Annotated in this window: 15 protein-coding genes; 6 read left to right on the top strand and 9 right to left on the bottom strand. The window is 33.7% G+C overall.

The window, feature by feature from the left end; genetic code table 11:
• The first annotated feature begins 52 nt into the window (after positions 1–52).
• A complete protein-coding gene (locus BLV84_RS01150) occupies positions 53–2,194 on the top strand; it encodes a prolyl oligopeptidase family serine peptidase (RefSeq protein ID WP_093238232.1) in 2,142 nt (713 codons plus the stop codon).
• A 78-nt stretch (positions 2,195–2,272) separates the two neighbouring features.
• On the opposite strand, the gene aat is transcribed toward BLV84_RS01150, so the two are convergent.
• The 6 genes from aat to BLV84_RS01180 form a co-directional block, all read right to left on the bottom strand.
• Positions 2,273–2,914: a leucyl/phenylalanyl-tRNA--protein transferase gene (aat, locus tag BLV84_RS01155; protein ID WP_093238235.1), complete on the bottom strand. Its 642-nt coding sequence runs from the start codon at positions 2,912–2,914 to the stop codon at positions 2,273–2,275.
• Positions 2,915–2,981: 67 nt separating this feature from the next.
• Positions 2,982–3,359, bottom strand: coding sequence for a DUF3127 domain-containing protein (locus BLV84_RS01160; protein WP_093238238.1), 378 nt, complete (start codon positions 3,357–3,359; stop codon positions 2,982–2,984).
• Between the two features lie 9 nt (positions 3,360–3,368).
• Positions 3,369–4,238: a flavin reductase family protein gene (locus BLV84_RS01165; protein ID WP_093238768.1), complete on the bottom strand. Its 870-nt coding sequence runs from the start codon at positions 4,236–4,238 to the stop codon at positions 3,369–3,371.
• A 54-nt stretch (positions 4,239–4,292) separates the two neighbouring features.
• Positions 4,293–4,838, bottom strand: coding sequence for a DUF4136 domain-containing protein (locus BLV84_RS01170; RefSeq protein ID WP_159429376.1), 546 nt, complete (start codon positions 4,836–4,838; stop codon positions 4,293–4,295).
• A gap of 49 nt (positions 4,839–4,887) precedes the next feature.
• Positions 4,888–5,379 (bottom strand): 5-(carboxyamino)imidazole ribonucleotide mutase, encoded by a 492-nt coding sequence (gene purE, locus BLV84_RS01175; protein WP_093238244.1) that lies wholly within the window; start codon positions 5,377–5,379, stop codon positions 4,888–4,890.
• Positions 5,366–6,532 (bottom strand): 5-(carboxyamino)imidazole ribonucleotide synthase, encoded by a 1,167-nt coding sequence (locus BLV84_RS01180; protein WP_093238247.1) that lies wholly within the window; start codon positions 6,530–6,532, stop codon positions 5,366–5,368. The genes purE and BLV84_RS01180 overlap by 14 nt, the downstream gene beginning before the upstream one ends.
• A 95-nt stretch (positions 6,533–6,627) precedes the next feature.
• On the opposite strand from BLV84_RS01180, the gene BLV84_RS01185 reads away from it, so the two are divergent.
• Complete coding sequence (locus tag BLV84_RS01185) at positions 6,628–7,785, top strand: sensor histidine kinase (protein ID WP_093238250.1); 1,158 nt, start codon at positions 6,628–6,630, stop codon at positions 7,783–7,785.
• 66 nt (positions 7,786–7,851) lie between these two features.
• Here BLV84_RS01185 and obgE read toward each other — a convergent pair whose 3' ends face one another.
• From obgE to hpt, 3 genes are read right to left on the bottom strand one after another with little or no spacing between them, the layout of a single operon-like run.
• On the bottom strand, positions 7,852–8,874 hold the full coding sequence (obgE, locus tag BLV84_RS01190; protein WP_093238252.1) for a GTPase ObgE: 1,023 nt from the start codon (positions 8,872–8,874) through the stop codon (positions 7,852–7,854).
• 4 nt (positions 8,875–8,878) lie between these two features.
• Positions 8,879–9,451, bottom strand: a complete 573-nt coding sequence (locus tag BLV84_RS12650) for an adenylate kinase (protein WP_093238255.1) — start codon at positions 9,449–9,451, stop codon at positions 8,879–8,881.
• A 2-nt stretch (positions 9,452–9,453) separates the two neighbouring features.
• Positions 9,454–9,978, bottom strand: a complete 525-nt coding sequence (gene hpt / locus BLV84_RS12655) for a hypoxanthine phosphoribosyltransferase (RefSeq protein WP_093238258.1) — start codon at positions 9,976–9,978, stop codon at positions 9,454–9,456.
• 474 nt (positions 9,979–10,452) lie between these two features.
• Here hpt and BLV84_RS01210 point away from each other — a divergent pair, with 474 nt between their 5' ends.
• The 4 genes from BLV84_RS01210 (at position 10,453) to polA (ending at position 15,709) form a co-directional block, all read left to right on the top strand.
• On the top strand, positions 10,453–10,695 hold the full coding sequence (locus BLV84_RS01210) for a hypothetical protein (RefSeq protein WP_093238264.1): 243 nt from the start codon (positions 10,453–10,455) through the stop codon (positions 10,693–10,695).
• Positions 10,696–10,772: 77 nt separating this feature from the next.
• On the top strand, positions 10,773–11,414 hold the full coding sequence (locus BLV84_RS01215) for a GLPGLI family protein (RefSeq protein WP_093238267.1): 642 nt from the start codon (positions 10,773–10,775) through the stop codon (positions 11,412–11,414).
• Between the two features lie 430 nt (positions 11,415–11,844).
• Complete coding sequence (locus BLV84_RS01220) at positions 11,845–12,750, top strand: T9SS type A sorting domain-containing protein (protein WP_093238270.1); 906 nt, start codon at positions 11,845–11,847, stop codon at positions 12,748–12,750.
• A 139-nt stretch (positions 12,751–12,889) separates the two neighbouring features.
• Positions 12,890–15,709, top strand: a complete 2,820-nt coding sequence (gene polA / locus BLV84_RS01225; RefSeq protein ID WP_093238273.1) for a DNA polymerase I — start codon at positions 12,890–12,892, stop codon at positions 15,707–15,709.
• Positions 15,710–15,711 lie beyond the last annotated feature (2 nt).

Genomic DNA, 15,711 nt, shown 5'->3' on the forward strand with positions numbered 1-15,711 from the left:
CTTAAAACCTATGTCATAAATATCCTTTATATTTACAAAAAACAATTTTAGCATGAAAAAAATCTTAATTGTCAGCTTAGTTGCAGGCCTTACTGCTTGCCAAAATGAAGCTGATAGCGACAAAAACAAAATGACAAAAATAGATTATCCCGACACCAAAAAAGTTGAGCATACTAATACTTATTTCGGTGAAGAAGTTAAAGATCCTTACAGATGGTTAGAAGATGATCGCAGCGAAGAAACTGGAGAATGGGTGAAAGCTCAAAACAAAGTCACTAGTGCTTATCTCGACCAAATTCCGTACAGAGACAACCTAGAGAAGCAACTCTCTGACATTTGGAATTATGAAAAAATTAGCGCACCTTTTAAAAGAGGAGACTACACTTATTTTTATAAAAACGATGGCTTACAAAACCAATCAGTTTTATACAGATACAACAATGAAGATGGCCCAGAAGAAGCAGAAGTTTTCTTAAACCCGAATAATTTCAGCGAGAAAGGAACGACTTCTTTAGGATCTGTCAGCTTTTCTGAAAATGGAGAAACTTTAGCTTATTCAATTTCTGAAGGTGGAAGTGACTGGAGAAAAATAATTTTGATCAATGCTGAAGATAAAACACAAATTGAAGACACTTTAGTCGATGTGAAATTTAGCGGTATTTCTTGGAAAGGAAATGAAGGCTTTTTCTACTCTAGCTATGACAAGCCTGAGGGAAGTGAACTTTCAGCAAAAACTGATCAGCACAAACTCTACTATCATAAACTCAAAACTGATCAGAAAAATGACGAGTTGGTTTATGGTGATACTGATGAGCAAAAGCACAGATATGTTTCTGGATACGTCACTGAAGACAATAAGTATTTATTAGTTTCTGCGGCAAAATCGACTTCTGGGAACAGACTTTATATTAAAGATTTATCAAAAAATAACGCAAAGTTAGTTGATGTTGTTACTGGTTATGAAAACGATGTCAATGTTATCGAAAATGTTGGTGATAAGCTTTATATAGTAACGAATTTAGATGCGCCAAATCAGCGTGTGGTTACTGTTAATGCTCAAAACCCAGCACCTAAAAACTGGAAAGATTTCATCCCAGAAACAGAAAATGTTCTTTCAGTTTCAACCGGTGGAGGAAACTTTTTTGCGTCTTATATTGTTGATGCTGTTTCAAAAGTAAAGCAATATGACTATGATGGAAACTTAGTTCGTGATATTAAGCTTCCTGGCATTGGAAGTGCAAGTGGTTTTGGCGCTAAAAAAGAAGACACAGAGTTGTATTATTCTTTCACAAACTACACAACACCAAGCAGTATTTACAAATTTAATATCGCAGAAGGAACTTCTGAACTTTACCAAAAGCCAGATATCAAATTTGATCCTGAGCAATTTGAAAGTGAGCAAATTTTTTACGAATCAAAAGATGGGACAAAGGTTCCGATGATTATCACTTACAAAAAAGGTTTAGAGTTAGACGGAAGTAATCCAACAATTCTTTATGGATATGGCGGCTTCAATATTTCATTGACACCTTCGTTCAGTACTGCAAATGCAGTTTGGTTAAACAACGGTGGTGTTTACGCTGTTGCAAACTTAAGAGGTGGCGGTGAATATGGAAAAAAATGGCATAAAGCAGGAACTAAATTGCAAAAGCAAAATGTTTTTGATGACTTTATCGCTGCAGGTGAATATTTAATCGACAGCAAATACACTTCTTCTGAAAAATTAGCGATTAAAGGTGGTTCAAACGGTGGTTTATTAGTTGGTGCGACAATGACACAACGTCCAGATTTAATGCAAGTTGCTTTGCCAGCTGTTGGCGTTTTAGATATGTTACGTTACCATACATTTACTTCTGGCGCTGGTTGGGCTTATGATTACGGAACTTCTGAAGATGATAAAGAAATGTTCGAATACCTTAAAGGATATTCACCCGTTCATAATGTCAAAAAAGATGTGGAATATCCAGCGACAATGGTCACTACTGGTGATCATGATGACAGAGTTGTGCCAGCGCATAGCTTTAAATTTGCTGCAGAATTACAAGATAAACAAGATCCAAGTGCTAATCCAGTTTTAATCAGAATTGAAACTGATGCTGGTCACGGTGCTGGGAAACCTACTTCTAAAGTGATTGCTGAATACGCAGATGTTTTCGCTTTTACACTTTATAATATGGGTATTGAAAAGTTATAATTAAAACATTTTTCAAAATATCAAAAAGGCGATTTCATTGAGTTGAAATCGCCTTTTTTTATTGAATACTTTTTAAGTTTACAAACCTAAATGAGATAAAAACGCTTCTCTTGAAATTTCTTTAGCACCTAATGAAGCTAAATGCGCTGTATAAATTTGACAATCTATCAATTGAACACCTTCTTCTTTGAGTTTTTCAATCAAACTGATAAAGCCATATTTTGAGGCATTGCTGATTTTAGTAAACATGCTTTCTCCACAAAAAACAGCTTTTTCTTTAAGGTTGATACCATAAAGACCAGCAACAAGTTTTTCGTTTTCATAAACTTCGACTGATTGTGCAAAACCCATTTGATGCAGCTTGAGATAAGATTGTATCATCTCTTCAGTAATCCAAGTCCCATCTTGACCTTGACGGGGAATTTCAGCACAGGTACGAATCACACTTTCAAAATCTTGATTAAAAGTCACTTTAAATTTCTGATCACGAAATAACTTTCGCATCGATTTAGAAACTTTTAATTCATCATGAAATAAAACCATTCGCGGGTCTGGACTCCACCACAACAATGGTTCATCATCAGAATACCAAGGAAAAATTCCATTTTGATAAGCGAGAATCAAACGTTCTGGAGACAAATCGCCACCAAGAGCTAAGATCCCTGTTTCATGTGTTTGTTCAGGGTGAGGAAAAGAAAGCGTATTGTCGAGTAAATGCATATTTTCAAAAATAAAAAAAGCCTCAATAATGAGACTTTTTTTTAGGTTATTTTAAATGCTTTTCATTTTAGAAAGGCAGATCATCATCCTCATCATTATTCAAATCACTGACTGGCTCAAATTGATCATCAGATGAGACTGGTGGTGTTTGAGGTGAATTCTGAGATTGATCTAAACTCTCGATTCTCCATCCTTGTATAGAATTGAAATACTTCGTTTCGCCTTGCGGGCTTACCCATTCGCGACCACGAAGGTTGATACCAATTTTGACATTCTGCCCAACCTGATATTTATCTAAAATTTCTGTTTTATCCTGAACAAACTCAACCATTAAATGTTGTGGATATTGTTCTTCAGTAGTAATGACAACTTCCCTTTTACGAAAACCGTTGTTCCCAAACTCTTTAGTCTCTCCTTTCACTTTAATCTTTCCTTGTACCTCCATAACTTTTTTTTATTTTGCTAATAATATTTTCCATGCGTCTAAAACGCGATTTTCATTTAAGTATTCTTGTGCAACTAAATGCACTTTGTGATCTGTAGATTCGTCTAAAAAAACCTTTAAATCTTTTTCTTCTATAAATTTCTTGATTTCTTCATGAGAAGGCAACTTTTCAACATTACCCAATTTTCCAAAATCATTACCTGTTAATATTTTGCTTTCTTTGATGTAATTCGGAATTTCATCAACGCCTATTCCTAGTTTTTTCACTGGCTTTTCAACTTCAAAAAGTCCTTCTTTTGCGCGTGAATACCAATTGCCTCCCATTCGTGAGACTAAATCAATTTTTGATTGATCAATTTTTAAATCTGCATTTAACAAGTCTTCTTGAACATGAAGTTTCACAACTTCACAAATAATAAGGTTTCCTGATCCACCTTCTTTTCCAAGTTCAATAATTTCATTGACTTTGCACTCATATTGCACAGGTGACTCAGCAACTCTAAAAGGTTTTATTAAATCAGACTTTACAGCGGTTAAACCACTTTTCTCAAACTCATTAACACCTTCAGCATATTCTGTACTTGACAAAGACATTTGCTGAACTATGGCGTAATTGACAATATTAATGACAACTTCTTTTGTGATTTTGCAATTTTCCAATGTGTGTTTAGTTGTGTTGTTTCGAACACGTCTTGCTGGAGAAAAAACCATGATTGGCGGGTTAGCTCCAAATACATTAAAAAAACTAAAAGGTGATAAATTAGGTTGTCCGTTTTCATCAACAGTACTTGCAAATGCAATAGGTCTGGGCCCTATTGAACCCAACATAATACCATGCAATTCAGGTGTTGATAAATCACTCGGAGAAAAGCTTTTCATTTTTGTCATTTTGACAAATTTAATCAAAGTCTAATGAAGTCTAAAACTTATTTATTATTCTTCAAGTAAAGCTGGATAAAATCCTGGATATTTCTTAAGTGCGTCACTAATCATTTGTGCATAAATTGTAGGGTTTTCCTTAGGATCATTAAGTAATTTAGATGCTGGAATTTCTACAACAGCTTGCCAAAAAAGCGATTTGGTTAAAGCATCAACAAACTCAATTGTCAACGAAAACTTATCTTTTGTTTGACCGCTTATCGGGACGTTTGCACCATAACCAAAGCTACCTGAAGCACCACCAAAGCCAACATTGACATTAGGTGAATTTTTTATCACTTGATAAAATTCAGGAATCACGATAATTTCAAATTTAGGGATTAACTTTTCTTTTAAACCATAAGCTTTAAGCGTATCATTTAAGTGTGAAATGATGATTTCTTTATCTTGATCAGATAAAACAGGCTCATCAATATCAAACAAATGATAGGTGTTATATTTTTCGAAATTGACTGTTTCATCATAATCATGCATCACGTTAGTTGTCGAACAACTTTGTAAGGCAAAAGCAAGAACGAGAAAAGCAAAGAAAGTTTTCATAAAAGTCATATTAGAAGATTAATAACATTGCAACAAAAATTGATCCAAATTAGCTTTTCAAATCTTTAGACATTTGGTTAACCTTTTCTTTCATTTCCTGTTTGTAGTCAAGCATTTTTTGAGCTATTTCTGAATCTGTTGCACCAAGAATTTGGATTGCTAATAAGCCTGCGTTTTTTGCAGCATTAAGCGCAACTGTTGCAACCGGGACGCCGTTTGGCATTTGTAAAATAGATAATAAAGAATCCCATCCATCAATCGAGTTACTCGATTTTACTGGAACACCAATCACAGGAAGCGGCGTTAAAGAGGCTAACATTCCTGGTAAATGCGCAGCGCCACCTGCACCAGCAATAATTACATTAAACCCGTTGTGATGTGCTGATTGCCCAAACTCTAACATTTTTTCTGGTGTGCGATGTGCAGAAACAACATCAACCTCAACCCCAAGACCAAACTCTTTTAGAATATCAATCGCATCTTGCATCACGGGTAAGTCACTTGTGCTACCCATGACAACAGCTATTTTATAATTTTTCATCAGAAATAACTTTTATTTTTTGTTTTACTTTTTCAGCCATTTCTCTGGCTTCTTCTATCGATTCATTGATAATTGTGACATGACCCATTTTACGAAAAGGACGTGTTTCTTTTTTACCATAAATATGTGGCGTCACACCTTTAAGAGCAAGGATATTTTCAATATTTTTATAAAGAACTTGACCTTCATGATTTTCATCACCAACTAAATTAACCATAACAGCAGGTTTTTTTGTAGATGAATCGCCTAAAGGCAAATCTAAAATAGAACGCAAGTGCTGCTCGAATTGATTAGTGTAATTTCCTTCAATCGTTAAATGTCCACTATTATGAGGACGAGGCGCAACCTCATTCACCAAAATTTCACCATCTTTTGTAAGGAAAAATTCAATCGCTAATAGACCAACATGCTCGAATTTTTGTGAAACTTTTTCTGCTAAATATCTAGCCTTCTGTGCAATTTCATCTGTAATTCTGGCTGGTGATAAAACATATTCAACTTGATTAGCTTCTGGATGAAACTCCATTTCAACAACTGGATAAGATTTTGTTTCACCCGAAGGATTCCTTGCAACAATCACAGCCAACTCCATTTCAAAGTCGATCATCTCTTCAATAAGACAAGGCGCATCTACTAATTTATCAAAATCTGCTTCTGTTTTTAAAACCTGAACACCCTTCCCATCATAACCACCAGTTGCAGCTTTCCAGACTTGTGGTAATTTAAATTCGTTATTTTGATATGCTGATTTTAATTCTGATAATGATTCAAAATTGGTGAAAGGAGAAGTAGGAATATTATTTTTTTTATAAAAATTTTTCTGTCTTTGTTTGCTTTGTATCAACTCTAAAGTTGCAGAGGAAGGATAAACTGTTTTGCCAAGTTCTTCCAGTTTTTGAAGCGCTTGAAGGTTAACAGCCTCAATTTCAAAAGTGATTAAATCAACTTCTTTACCAAAATTGACAACAGTCTCGTAATCTTGAATATCGCCATAAACAAATTTATTGCACGCAATTGCCGAAGGCGCTTCAGTGTTTGACTCTAAAACATGTGTTGCGATATCAAATTTCCGAGCATCATAAAGCATCATTTTGCCAAGTTGACCGCCACCTAAAATTCCTATTTTAAAATCTGTAGAGAAGTAATTTTGCATAACACAGAAATATATTTTTAGCGTTTAAGCGCTGTGATTGAGCAAATATAACTAACTTTTCACCGTTCTATTTTCGTAATATTGAAAAAAATAAAATGAATTTATTCGGCAATAAAGATTTAGCACGACTCTTTATCATTTTTTCTTCCTTAACCATTGTTATTCTTGTCTCATGGAATGTTTTTCTGTTTTTCGACAGAATCAAAAAAGATGAACGTCAGAAAATGAAAGTTTGGGCTGAAGCACAAAAATCACTGAATACAGCTAATGATAATCAAGATCTTGATCTTGAACTTTTTGTGATGAGTCATGACATCAACATCCCGATGATCAATACAGATGCAGACGGAAATATCTTGAGACATCATAATATTAAAAAATCTATATCTGAGGATTCTATTGAATTATATAACGAACTCAATACATTAAAAAACACCAACAAGCCTATTGAGGTTAACATGGGTGAAGGCAATAAGCAGTTTATTTATTATGGCAACTCTGATATTCTTGAAAAAATAAAATATTATCCTGCGATACTTCTTCTTATTTTCTTCCTCTTTTTGAGTTTGATTTATGTGTTTTTTAAAACTTCAAAAACCAGTGAAAAAAACAAACTTTGGGCAGGAATGGCTAAAGAAACAGCACACCAAATTGGCACGCCACTTTCTTCATTAGTCGGCTGGATAGAGATTTTAAAGTCTGACCCCAATGTTCAAAATTCTTATGTTGAAGAAATGGAAAAAGACATCAATCGACTGCATAAAATCACGGATCGTTTTTCTAAAATTGGTTCTGAAGTTGAGTACGAAAACCTTGATATCATCAAAGAAACACAACTCACAGTCGATTACATCATGAAGCGACACAGCAAGCTCATTACATTTGATGTCAATCTTGACCAAAGTGAAGAAGCTATTGTCAGCTTGAATGATGTTTTGTATAGTTGGACACTTGAAAACCTCATTAAAAATGCTGTTGATGCGATGCGCGGAAAAGGTAAAATTACAATTGAATCTAAAGTGACACAACAGTGGGTTTCAATATATATTTCTGATGAAGGTAAAGGCATTGAAAGCAACAAATTCAAACAAGTTTTTGAAGCCGGATATACCTCAAAAAAACGAGGCTGGGGTTTAGGTTTGTCTTTAGCTAAAAGAATAATTGAAGATTACCATCACGGAAAAATACGTGTAAAACACAGTGAAATCAATAAAGGAACTTGTTTTGAAATTCGCTTAAAGCGCGTTTCCTAAAAACAAAAAACTCTTATTCTGAATTTCAAAATAAGAGTTTTTCGTTTTATATAAGATGTTCAATAATTAATTTTCTGCTTTTGTTTTATCAAAACTAACAGACTCCCACAACTTATCTTTTAATTCCTGTAAACCAGTTTGAGCAACTGAAGAAATATAAAGATATGGCGTCTCATTAAAAGCTGTTTTTAACTCTTCGTCAAGTTCAGCCTTGAGTTCGTCATCAAGCATATCAGATTTTGAAATCGCGATTAATCGAGATTTATCAAGCAATTCAGGATTGTAACGTCTGAGTTCGTCAACCAATATTTCATAAGCTTCCTTTATGTCATCAGCATCTGCTGGCACTAGGAAAAGCAATGTTGAGTTACGTTCTATATGACGTAGAAAACGATAACCTAAACCTTTGCCTTCGGCAGCACCTTCAATAATTCCTGGAATATCTGCGACAACAAAAGATTTAAAATCTCTGTATTTAACGATACCTAAATTAGGCTTAAGAGTTGTAAACTCGTAATCAGCAATTTTTGGCTTTGCTGCTGTAATCACAGAAAGCAATGTCGATTTACCAGCATTTGGAAAGCCAACCAAACCAACATCGGCTAAAACTTTAAGCTCAAGCGTAATTGATTTTTCTTGACCATCAATACCTGGCTGTGAGTAACGCGGTGTTTGATTTGTTGAAGTTTTGAAATGTGCGTTTCCTTTTCCACCCATTCCACCTTCAGCAACGATAAATTCTTCAGCATTTTCTGTAATCTCTTTGAGAATTTCATTGGTTTCGCTATCACGAACGACGGTTCCTAAGGGAACTTCAATAATAGCATCTTCACCATCATGACCAGTACTGGTTTGTTTACCACCATCACCTCCATGTGTTGCTCTGACGTGTTGTTTAAATTTAAGATGAAAAAGCGTCCAGTAATTTTTGTCACCACGGATGATGACGTGTCCTCCACGACCACCGTCACCGCCATCTGGGCCACCTTTAGCAACAGCTTTTTCACGCCTTAAATGCGTTGAACCCTTTCCGCCCTTACCTGAGTTGACATGGATTTTAATATAATCTACAAAATTACCTTCAGTCATTAATTTATAATTTTTCTACAATTTGCGCTAAGCGATCAGCGATTTCATCAATACTGCCAACGCCATCAACGCTATAATATTTATTTTTTTCTTGGTAGTAATCTTTTAAAATCGACGTTTCTTTATAGTAAACAGAAACACGATTTCTGATAATTTCTTCATTGGCATCATCTGCTCTTCCTGAAGTTTTACCGCGTTCTAGTAAACGTTGAACAAGCACTTCATCATTGACATCAAGCGCAATCATGCCGTGAACCTCAGTTTTTAAAGTTAATAAAAACTCATCTAAAGCTTTAGCTTGTGCGACTGTTCTTGGGAAGCCATCAAAAATAAATCCGTTACCGTGTTGATTTTCTTTAACTGCCTCTTTGAGCATACCAATTGTCACTTCATCAGGAACTAATTCGCCTTTATCAATGTATTCTTTGGCTTTGTTTCCGAGTTCAGTTTGGTTTTTGATATTGCTTCTAAACAAATCACCTGTTGAAATGTGATTGAGTTTAAAATTTGTTTTTAAACGTTCTGCCTGTGTTCCTTTCCCAGCACCTGGAGGGCCAAAAAGTACGATATTAGTCATCTTTAAGATTTTAGTTGATATATTTCAGGTAAGTTACGCCCCAAATCGTCATAATCAAGTCCGTAACCTACAATAAATTTATTCGGGATTTCTAAGCCAATATAATCAATAGGTATGTCATATTGATAAGCTTCTGGTTTGTAAAACAAGCTCATTATTTTATAAGATTTTACTTTTGCATTGTCAAGAGCTTCGATAATTTTAGCCAAAGTATGGCCTGTATCAATAATGTCTTCAACAATAACAACATCTTTACCTTCAAGATTTTGCATCCCGATTAAAGTTTGCACCTCGCCAGTTGAACTCGTTCCTTGATAGGAAGCTAATTTTGTAAAACTCACTTCACAATCTTGATTATAATTTTTCATAAAGTCAGCTAAAAACATAAAAGCACCGTTTAAAACACCAACAAAAACGGGAGTTTTGTTGGTGTAATCTTTTTCAACTTTTCTAGACAAAGTTTCAACAGCAGTCGCTAGTTCTTGTTCTGATAAATACGGCTTAAATTCTAAATCGTGAAGTTTCATAAATTCCTATAAAAGTGCAAAGATAGACTTTGTCTAAGAATTATATAATTGGTTTTAAATGATTTTTGAAAATTTAGAGTTGATTTGGCTATTTCAACATGGCCATTAAACATAACCTAAGTAAATCCTCTTCCAATTGCAAATAATGATAGCATTAATTGAACACAAACTTTTATTATTAATACAAGTTATTGTTTAAAAAATTAACCTCATATGTAATTTTTTTTTAACTTTTTGACTAAAAATTTTGTTAACCATATATATTAGTTTTATGAAATATTCATTCTTAAAATCACCCAAAACAATTTCAAAGTCCATCCAACTGAACGGAATAATATAAAATAGAAAATTTGATTTTGCAGTGGTTGAGGACAGAATACATTTCATAGTCTTAAAAACAAAAAATTTGTGTACTAAATGCCAGACTTAAAAAAAGGCTAGATTTAGTTTTTATTAACTTTAAATTTTTATAATATGAAATCTTTAATTTTAAGTATTGCTTTTGTTTCAACATCATTTTTTGGCTTATCCTCCAACACTGAAACTACCTTTGAAACAGCAAGTGTAATTGAGGAGGATGCACTTTATTGCAGCGCAGAAGGTAAAACAGAAGATGGAGCAACTGTTGAAGTCACATGCTGGTTTTGTGACTGTCAAGATAACATTGATGCGTTAAACGACTTGATCAATGACAATAGAGGTGGAAGTGGAGACTAAATAACTTTACATTTTTAAATTAAATTACTTTAAAGCCTTAGGCATTCAGTTTAAGGCTTATTCTAATATAAATACACATGAAAAATATTATAAAATTAACTTTGATTCTGTTTTTATTAGCTTATGAATCAAATGCTCAAAACATAAAAGTAACTTATAATTATAGTGCTGCTAGTGGCCGCTTAGAACACCAACCAACTTTATTAATATCAAAAGAAAACTCACAATTTCATGTTGATTACGATGATAGAACAATGAAATATAACGCATCAACACTTAACTTTAAAGGCCAAACTTATGTTATCAATTATGAGTATGCAACAAAAGAATTTACAGAATTAAAATACCTTGATGATAATGAAGTTAAAGCAAGCTGGATAAATGATCAGGAATGGGAAATACTAGATGAAACTAAAACTATTTTAGATTATTCAGTAAGGAAAGCTAAAAAAAATAGTGGAGACCAAATCATGTATGCGTGGTTTACAACAGAAATACCTGTTAAAACCGGACCTTTTAGACATGCAGGTTTACCTGGTTTAATTTTAGAATTCTCATATTCGAGATCAAACAGTAAATGTATTGCCGAAAATATTGAATTCAATGTTGATAAAGATTTAAAAGATTTTTCTAAAGCTTTTAAAATAACTAAAGCAGAGTTAAACAATTTAAAAAACAACAAAGAAGTTATTAGAAAACGAATTCAAGAGGCCTATTAATGAGAAAATAAATTATGAGATATATTATTTTCTTTTGTTGCTTAATTTCATTTGGTAATTTACTATCTCAATCAAAGATTTCAGGTCATTAGATTTAACCATCAGAAAAAAAACAAACACTAGATGGTCGTTTTCATTTAGTTTATCCAATCTATTAAATGCAGATACTTTTGAAACAAGAAGCTTTGATCAAGCTCTATTTACATCTTCTAATAACAACATTTTTAATAGATATTTTAGCATTGGCGCTCAATATAAGTTTAAATGATTTTTGAAAATTTAGAGTTGAATTTGGTTAATTAAAAGTTTTAAAATACAGAGTCATTTCTATATTTATTGAGATATTTTAAGGAATTATCATTTAAATCGTTTTATTTAATAGATATTCAACAAAATTATTGTAAATTTATTAACAATTCAACCATTCCCTATGAAAAATGTATTTTATGTTTTATTACTTTTAAATTTCTTAGGCTACTCTCAAATAACAAGTATACCCGATAGCGAATTTGAGCAAGCTCTCATTGATCTTAATATAGATTCTGATGGCATCATCAACGGACAGGTACTCACCAGTGATATTGAAAATGTGGAAGATTTAAATCTAGCTTTAAATAGTGGTTCTTACGCTATTACCGACTTAACTGGCCTTCAAGATTTTGCACAACTCAAAAATTTAAGAATTGACAATTTATATTTATCAAATAACGATCTATCACTTGATCTTACTGCGAATACAATGTTAGAATCACTCATTATGTTAGGCGGAGATGATGCGTTTACGCATGATATTGAAATCATAGATTTAAGCGAAAACCCAAACATCAGTCTAATTCAGACCACAGGGATTTGGTCATTAAAACAATTAAATTTAAAAACTGGCACAACTGATGTCAGTAATTTAGATATTAATATCAGCATTGCGCCAAATAATTTACAGGGCGATTCACATGAAAATTTAAATGATAGTCAATTCTGCATTAAAGTGTCTGATGAAGCTGCAGCAACAGCAGGAACAGGCGTTTACAGTTCTTGGAACATAACAGCTATTAACAATCCTTATCTTTTTTCTGAAACATGCGCCTTAAATACAATCGAATTTAATCAAGAATTAGTCAGTATTTACCCCAATCCAGCAAATGATATTCTAAATATTGAAGCCAAGAATGTAAAGTTTACTTCTATTAAAGTATTTAGCTTTCAAGGTCAACTTGTTAAGGTGTTTAATAATTTAGACATGAAAACTCTTGATGTTAGTGATTTGAAAAAGGGTTTGTATTACATCGCTCTTAAAAGTGATCGCGGTGATATGATAAAGAAATTTATTAAGGAGTAGTGATTAATGATTCATTAATAATTTAGAAAATTAGTTTCAACTCTTGATATTCTCTTAAAAACACAAAGCGAACTTCTGATAAAGCTATTTACTTTGCCGTATATTTTTAACTTTACAAAACATTTTTAAAATACGCTTTATGTCTGCCAAGAAACGCTTATTTCTTATCGATGCTTATGCCTTAATTTTTAGAGGTTATTATGCTTTTATTAAAAATCCACGAATCAACTCTAAAGGTCAAGATACATCAGCAATTATGGGTTTTATGAACTCTCTTTTTGATGTGATTAAAAGAGAAAATCCTGATCATTTAGCGGTTTGCTTCGATAAAGATGGAAGCGCAGAGCGAAAAGAAATTTTTGAAGATTATAAAGCGAATCGTGATGAAACGCCACAAGTCATCAGAGATTCAGTACCAATTATCAAAGATATTATCAAATCCATGCATATTCCTGTTGTTGAAATTTCAGGAATGGAAGCAGATGATATCATCGGGACATTGGCAAAACAAGCTGAGAAAGAAGATTATGAAGTCAATATGGTGACGCCAGATAAAGATTTTGCACAGCTTGTTTCCGATAGCATTTTTATGTACAGACCTGCCAGAATGGGCAACGGCATCGAAAAATGGGGACTTGAAGAAGTGAAAGAACGCTTTGGCGTTGACAGACCTGAGCAAGTGATCGATTACCTTGGCATGATGGGTGACGCTGCAGATAATATCCCTGGACTTCCTGGCGTTGGCGATAAAACAGCGAAAAAATTCATCAAAGAATTTGGTAGCATGGAAGCGCTTCTTGAAAATACCGATCAGTTAAAAGGTAAAATGAAAGAAAAAGTTGAAGCGCATAAAGAACAAGGGATGATGTCAAAAAAACTTGCCACAATCATTACTGATTGTGACGTCAAGTTTGATGCTGAATCTTATGAAGTTTCACCTCCTGATGTTGAAAAAGTCGTTGACATATTTAAAGAACTTGAATTCCGTCGTTTAACGGAGCAATTCATTAGAATGTACAATCAACCTAAAGAAGGAGAAACTCCTGAAAAAACTGATGAAAATAAAATAGCTGGTGCTGGACAATTTTCTCTTTTCGGAAATGACACAGACAAAAAGAATGTTGATGTCGATGAACTTCAAGGTTACAAATCTTTAGAAAATACAAGTCATTTTTATCAATATATCGCTGATGATTTCGCTTTAGAATTATTTCTAAACAAATTACTGAAGCAAAAATCCGTTTGTTTTGATACCGAAACTACGAGCCTCAACAGTCTTGAAGCTGAACTTGTTGGCATTGCTTTTAGTTGGGAAAAACATAAAGGTTATTATGTTTCTATTCCTGAAAACAGAAAAGAAGCTGAAACGATTCTTGAAAAACTGAAAGCCTTTTTTGAAAATGAAAATATTGAAAAAGTAGGCCAGAACTTAAAATACGACATCAAGGTTTTAGCAAATTATAATATTGAGGTGAAAGGACAATTGTTCGACACCATGCTTGCGCATTACATCATCAATCCGGATATGCGCCACAACATGGATATTTTATCAGAAACTTATCTGAATTATTCACCACAACCTATCACAGACTTGATTGGTAAAAAAGGTAAAAACCAAAAGACAATGCGCGATATCGACATTGAAGACCAAACAGAATACGCGGTTGAAGATGCTGATATTACTTTTCAATTAAAGAATTATTTTGAAAAAGAATTAGAGGATGCGCATAACAAACCTCTTTATTTTGATTTAGAAATTCCGTTAATTCGTGTATTGGCATCAATGGAAATCAATGGAATTCATCTCGACAAAAACGCGCTTGAACAACTTTCTGAAAGATTAGAAAAAGACATTAAAAAACTTGAAGAAAGTATTTATAAAGAAGCTGATGAAACTTTCAACATAGGGTCACCAAAACAATTGGGTGAAATATTATTTGGCAAATTAAAAATCGCCAAAAAACCTAAAAAGACGAAATCAGGTCAATACTCGACTGCTGAAGATGTTTTATCATTTCATGCAGAAGAACACCAGATTGTTCGTGAAGTTTTAGAATGGCGTCAACTTTCAAAACTCAAAAGCACTTATGTTGATGCTTTGCCAAAACAAATCAACAAAAAAACAAATCGCGTACATACAGAATTTATGCAAACCGTTGCTGCAACAGGTCGTTTAAGTTCTAACAACCCAAACCTGCAAAACATTCCTATCCGAACGGAACGCGGAAGAGAAGTCAGAAAAGCTTTTGTACCTCGTGATGAAAATCACACTTTACTCGCTGCCGATTATTCACAAATTGAACTGCGAATTATCGCTTCATTAAGCGAAGAAGAAACGATGATTGAGGCTTTTAATAATGGAGAAGACATTCACGCTTCTACCGCAGCGAAAGTTTTTGATGTTCCTATTGATGAAGTGACTCGTGAGCAGAGAAGCAATGCAAAAACTGTCAATTTCGGAATCATTTACGGTGTTTCTGCTTTTGGCTTGAGCAATCAAACCGATTTAAGCAGAAAAGAATCAAAAGAATTAATTGACACTTATTACGAAACCTACCCAAAACTGAGAAGTTACATCGATCAGCAAATTGCTTTTGCTAGAGAGCATGGTTACGTTAAAACCGTGATGGGCAGACGCCGTTACCTTAAAGACATTAATGCAAGAAATGCCATGGTAAGAGGTGGCGCCGAGCGAAATGCTGTCAATGCGCCAGTGCAAGGAAGTGCTGCTGACATTATAAAAGTGGCGATGATTTCTATTTTTGATGAAATGAATAAAAGAGAAATGAAGTCTCAAATGCTTCTACAAGTGCATGATGAATTGATTTTTGATGCGCATAATGATGAAGTTGATGAACTCAAAACTTTGATTAAAGACAAAATGGAAAGCGCCTTCAAACTCAATGTTCCTCTTGATGTTGAAATCGGGACTGGCAACAATTGGCTTGAAGCACATTAATT

The sequence above is a fragment of the Psychroflexus halocasei genome (assembly GCF_900107595.1).
In the GTDB taxonomy this organism is placed as follows: domain Bacteria; phylum Bacteroidota; class Bacteroidia; order Flavobacteriales; family Flavobacteriaceae; genus Psychroflexus; species Psychroflexus halocasei.

What these genes read in the sequence shown, in the direction of transcription:
- purE (WP_093238244.1), bottom strand. Translation starts at nt 5,379, where the DNA reads ATGAAAAATTATAAAATAGCTGTTGTCATGGGTAGCACAAGTGACTTA.
- BLV84_RS01210 (WP_093238264.1), top strand. Translation starts at nt 10,453, where the DNA reads ATGAAATCTTTAATTTTAAGTATTGCTTTTGTTTCAACATCATTTTTT.
- hpt (WP_093238258.1), bottom strand. Translation starts at nt 9,978, where the DNA reads ATGAAACTTCACGATTTAGAATTTAAGCCGTATTTATCAGAACAAGAA.
- BLV84_RS01170 (WP_159429376.1), bottom strand. Translation starts at nt 4,838, where the DNA reads ATGAAAACTTTCTTTGCTTTTCTCGTTCTTGCTTTTGCCTTACAAAGT.
- BLV84_RS01160 (WP_093238238.1), bottom strand. Translation starts at nt 3,359, where the DNA reads ATGGAGGTACAAGGAAAGATTAAAGTGAAAGGAGAGACTAAAGAGTTT.
- BLV84_RS12650 (WP_093238255.1), bottom strand. Translation starts at nt 9,451, where the DNA reads ATGACTAATATCGTACTTTTTGGCCCTCCAGGTGCTGGGAAAGGAACA.
- BLV84_RS01165 (WP_093238768.1), bottom strand. Translation starts at nt 4,238, where the DNA reads ATGAAAAGCTTTTCTCCGAGTGATTTATCAACACCTGAATTGCATGGT.
- obgE (WP_093238252.1), bottom strand. Translation starts at nt 8,874, where the DNA reads ATGACTGAAGGTAATTTTGTAGATTATATTAAAATCCATGTCAACTCA.
- BLV84_RS01215 (WP_093238267.1), top strand. Translation starts at nt 10,773, where the DNA reads ATGAAAAATATTATAAAATTAACTTTGATTCTGTTTTTATTAGCTTAT.
- BLV84_RS01150 (WP_093238232.1), top strand. Translation starts at nt 53, where the DNA reads ATGAAAAAAATCTTAATTGTCAGCTTAGTTGCAGGCCTTACTGCTTGC.
- BLV84_RS01185 (WP_093238250.1), top strand. Translation starts at nt 6,628, where the DNA reads ATGAATTTATTCGGCAATAAAGATTTAGCACGACTCTTTATCATTTTT.
- aat (WP_093238235.1), bottom strand. Translation starts at nt 2,914, where the DNA reads ATGCATTTACTCGACAATACGCTTTCTTTTCCTCACCCTGAACAAACA.
- BLV84_RS01180 (WP_093238247.1), bottom strand. Translation starts at nt 6,532, where the DNA reads ATGCAAAATTACTTCTCTACAGATTTTAAAATAGGAATTTTAGGTGGC.
- polA (WP_093238273.1), top strand. Translation starts at nt 12,890, where the DNA reads ATGTCTGCCAAGAAACGCTTATTTCTTATCGATGCTTATGCCTTAATT.
- BLV84_RS01220 (WP_093238270.1), top strand. Translation starts at nt 11,845, where the DNA reads ATGAAAAATGTATTTTATGTTTTATTACTTTTAAATTTCTTAGGCTAC.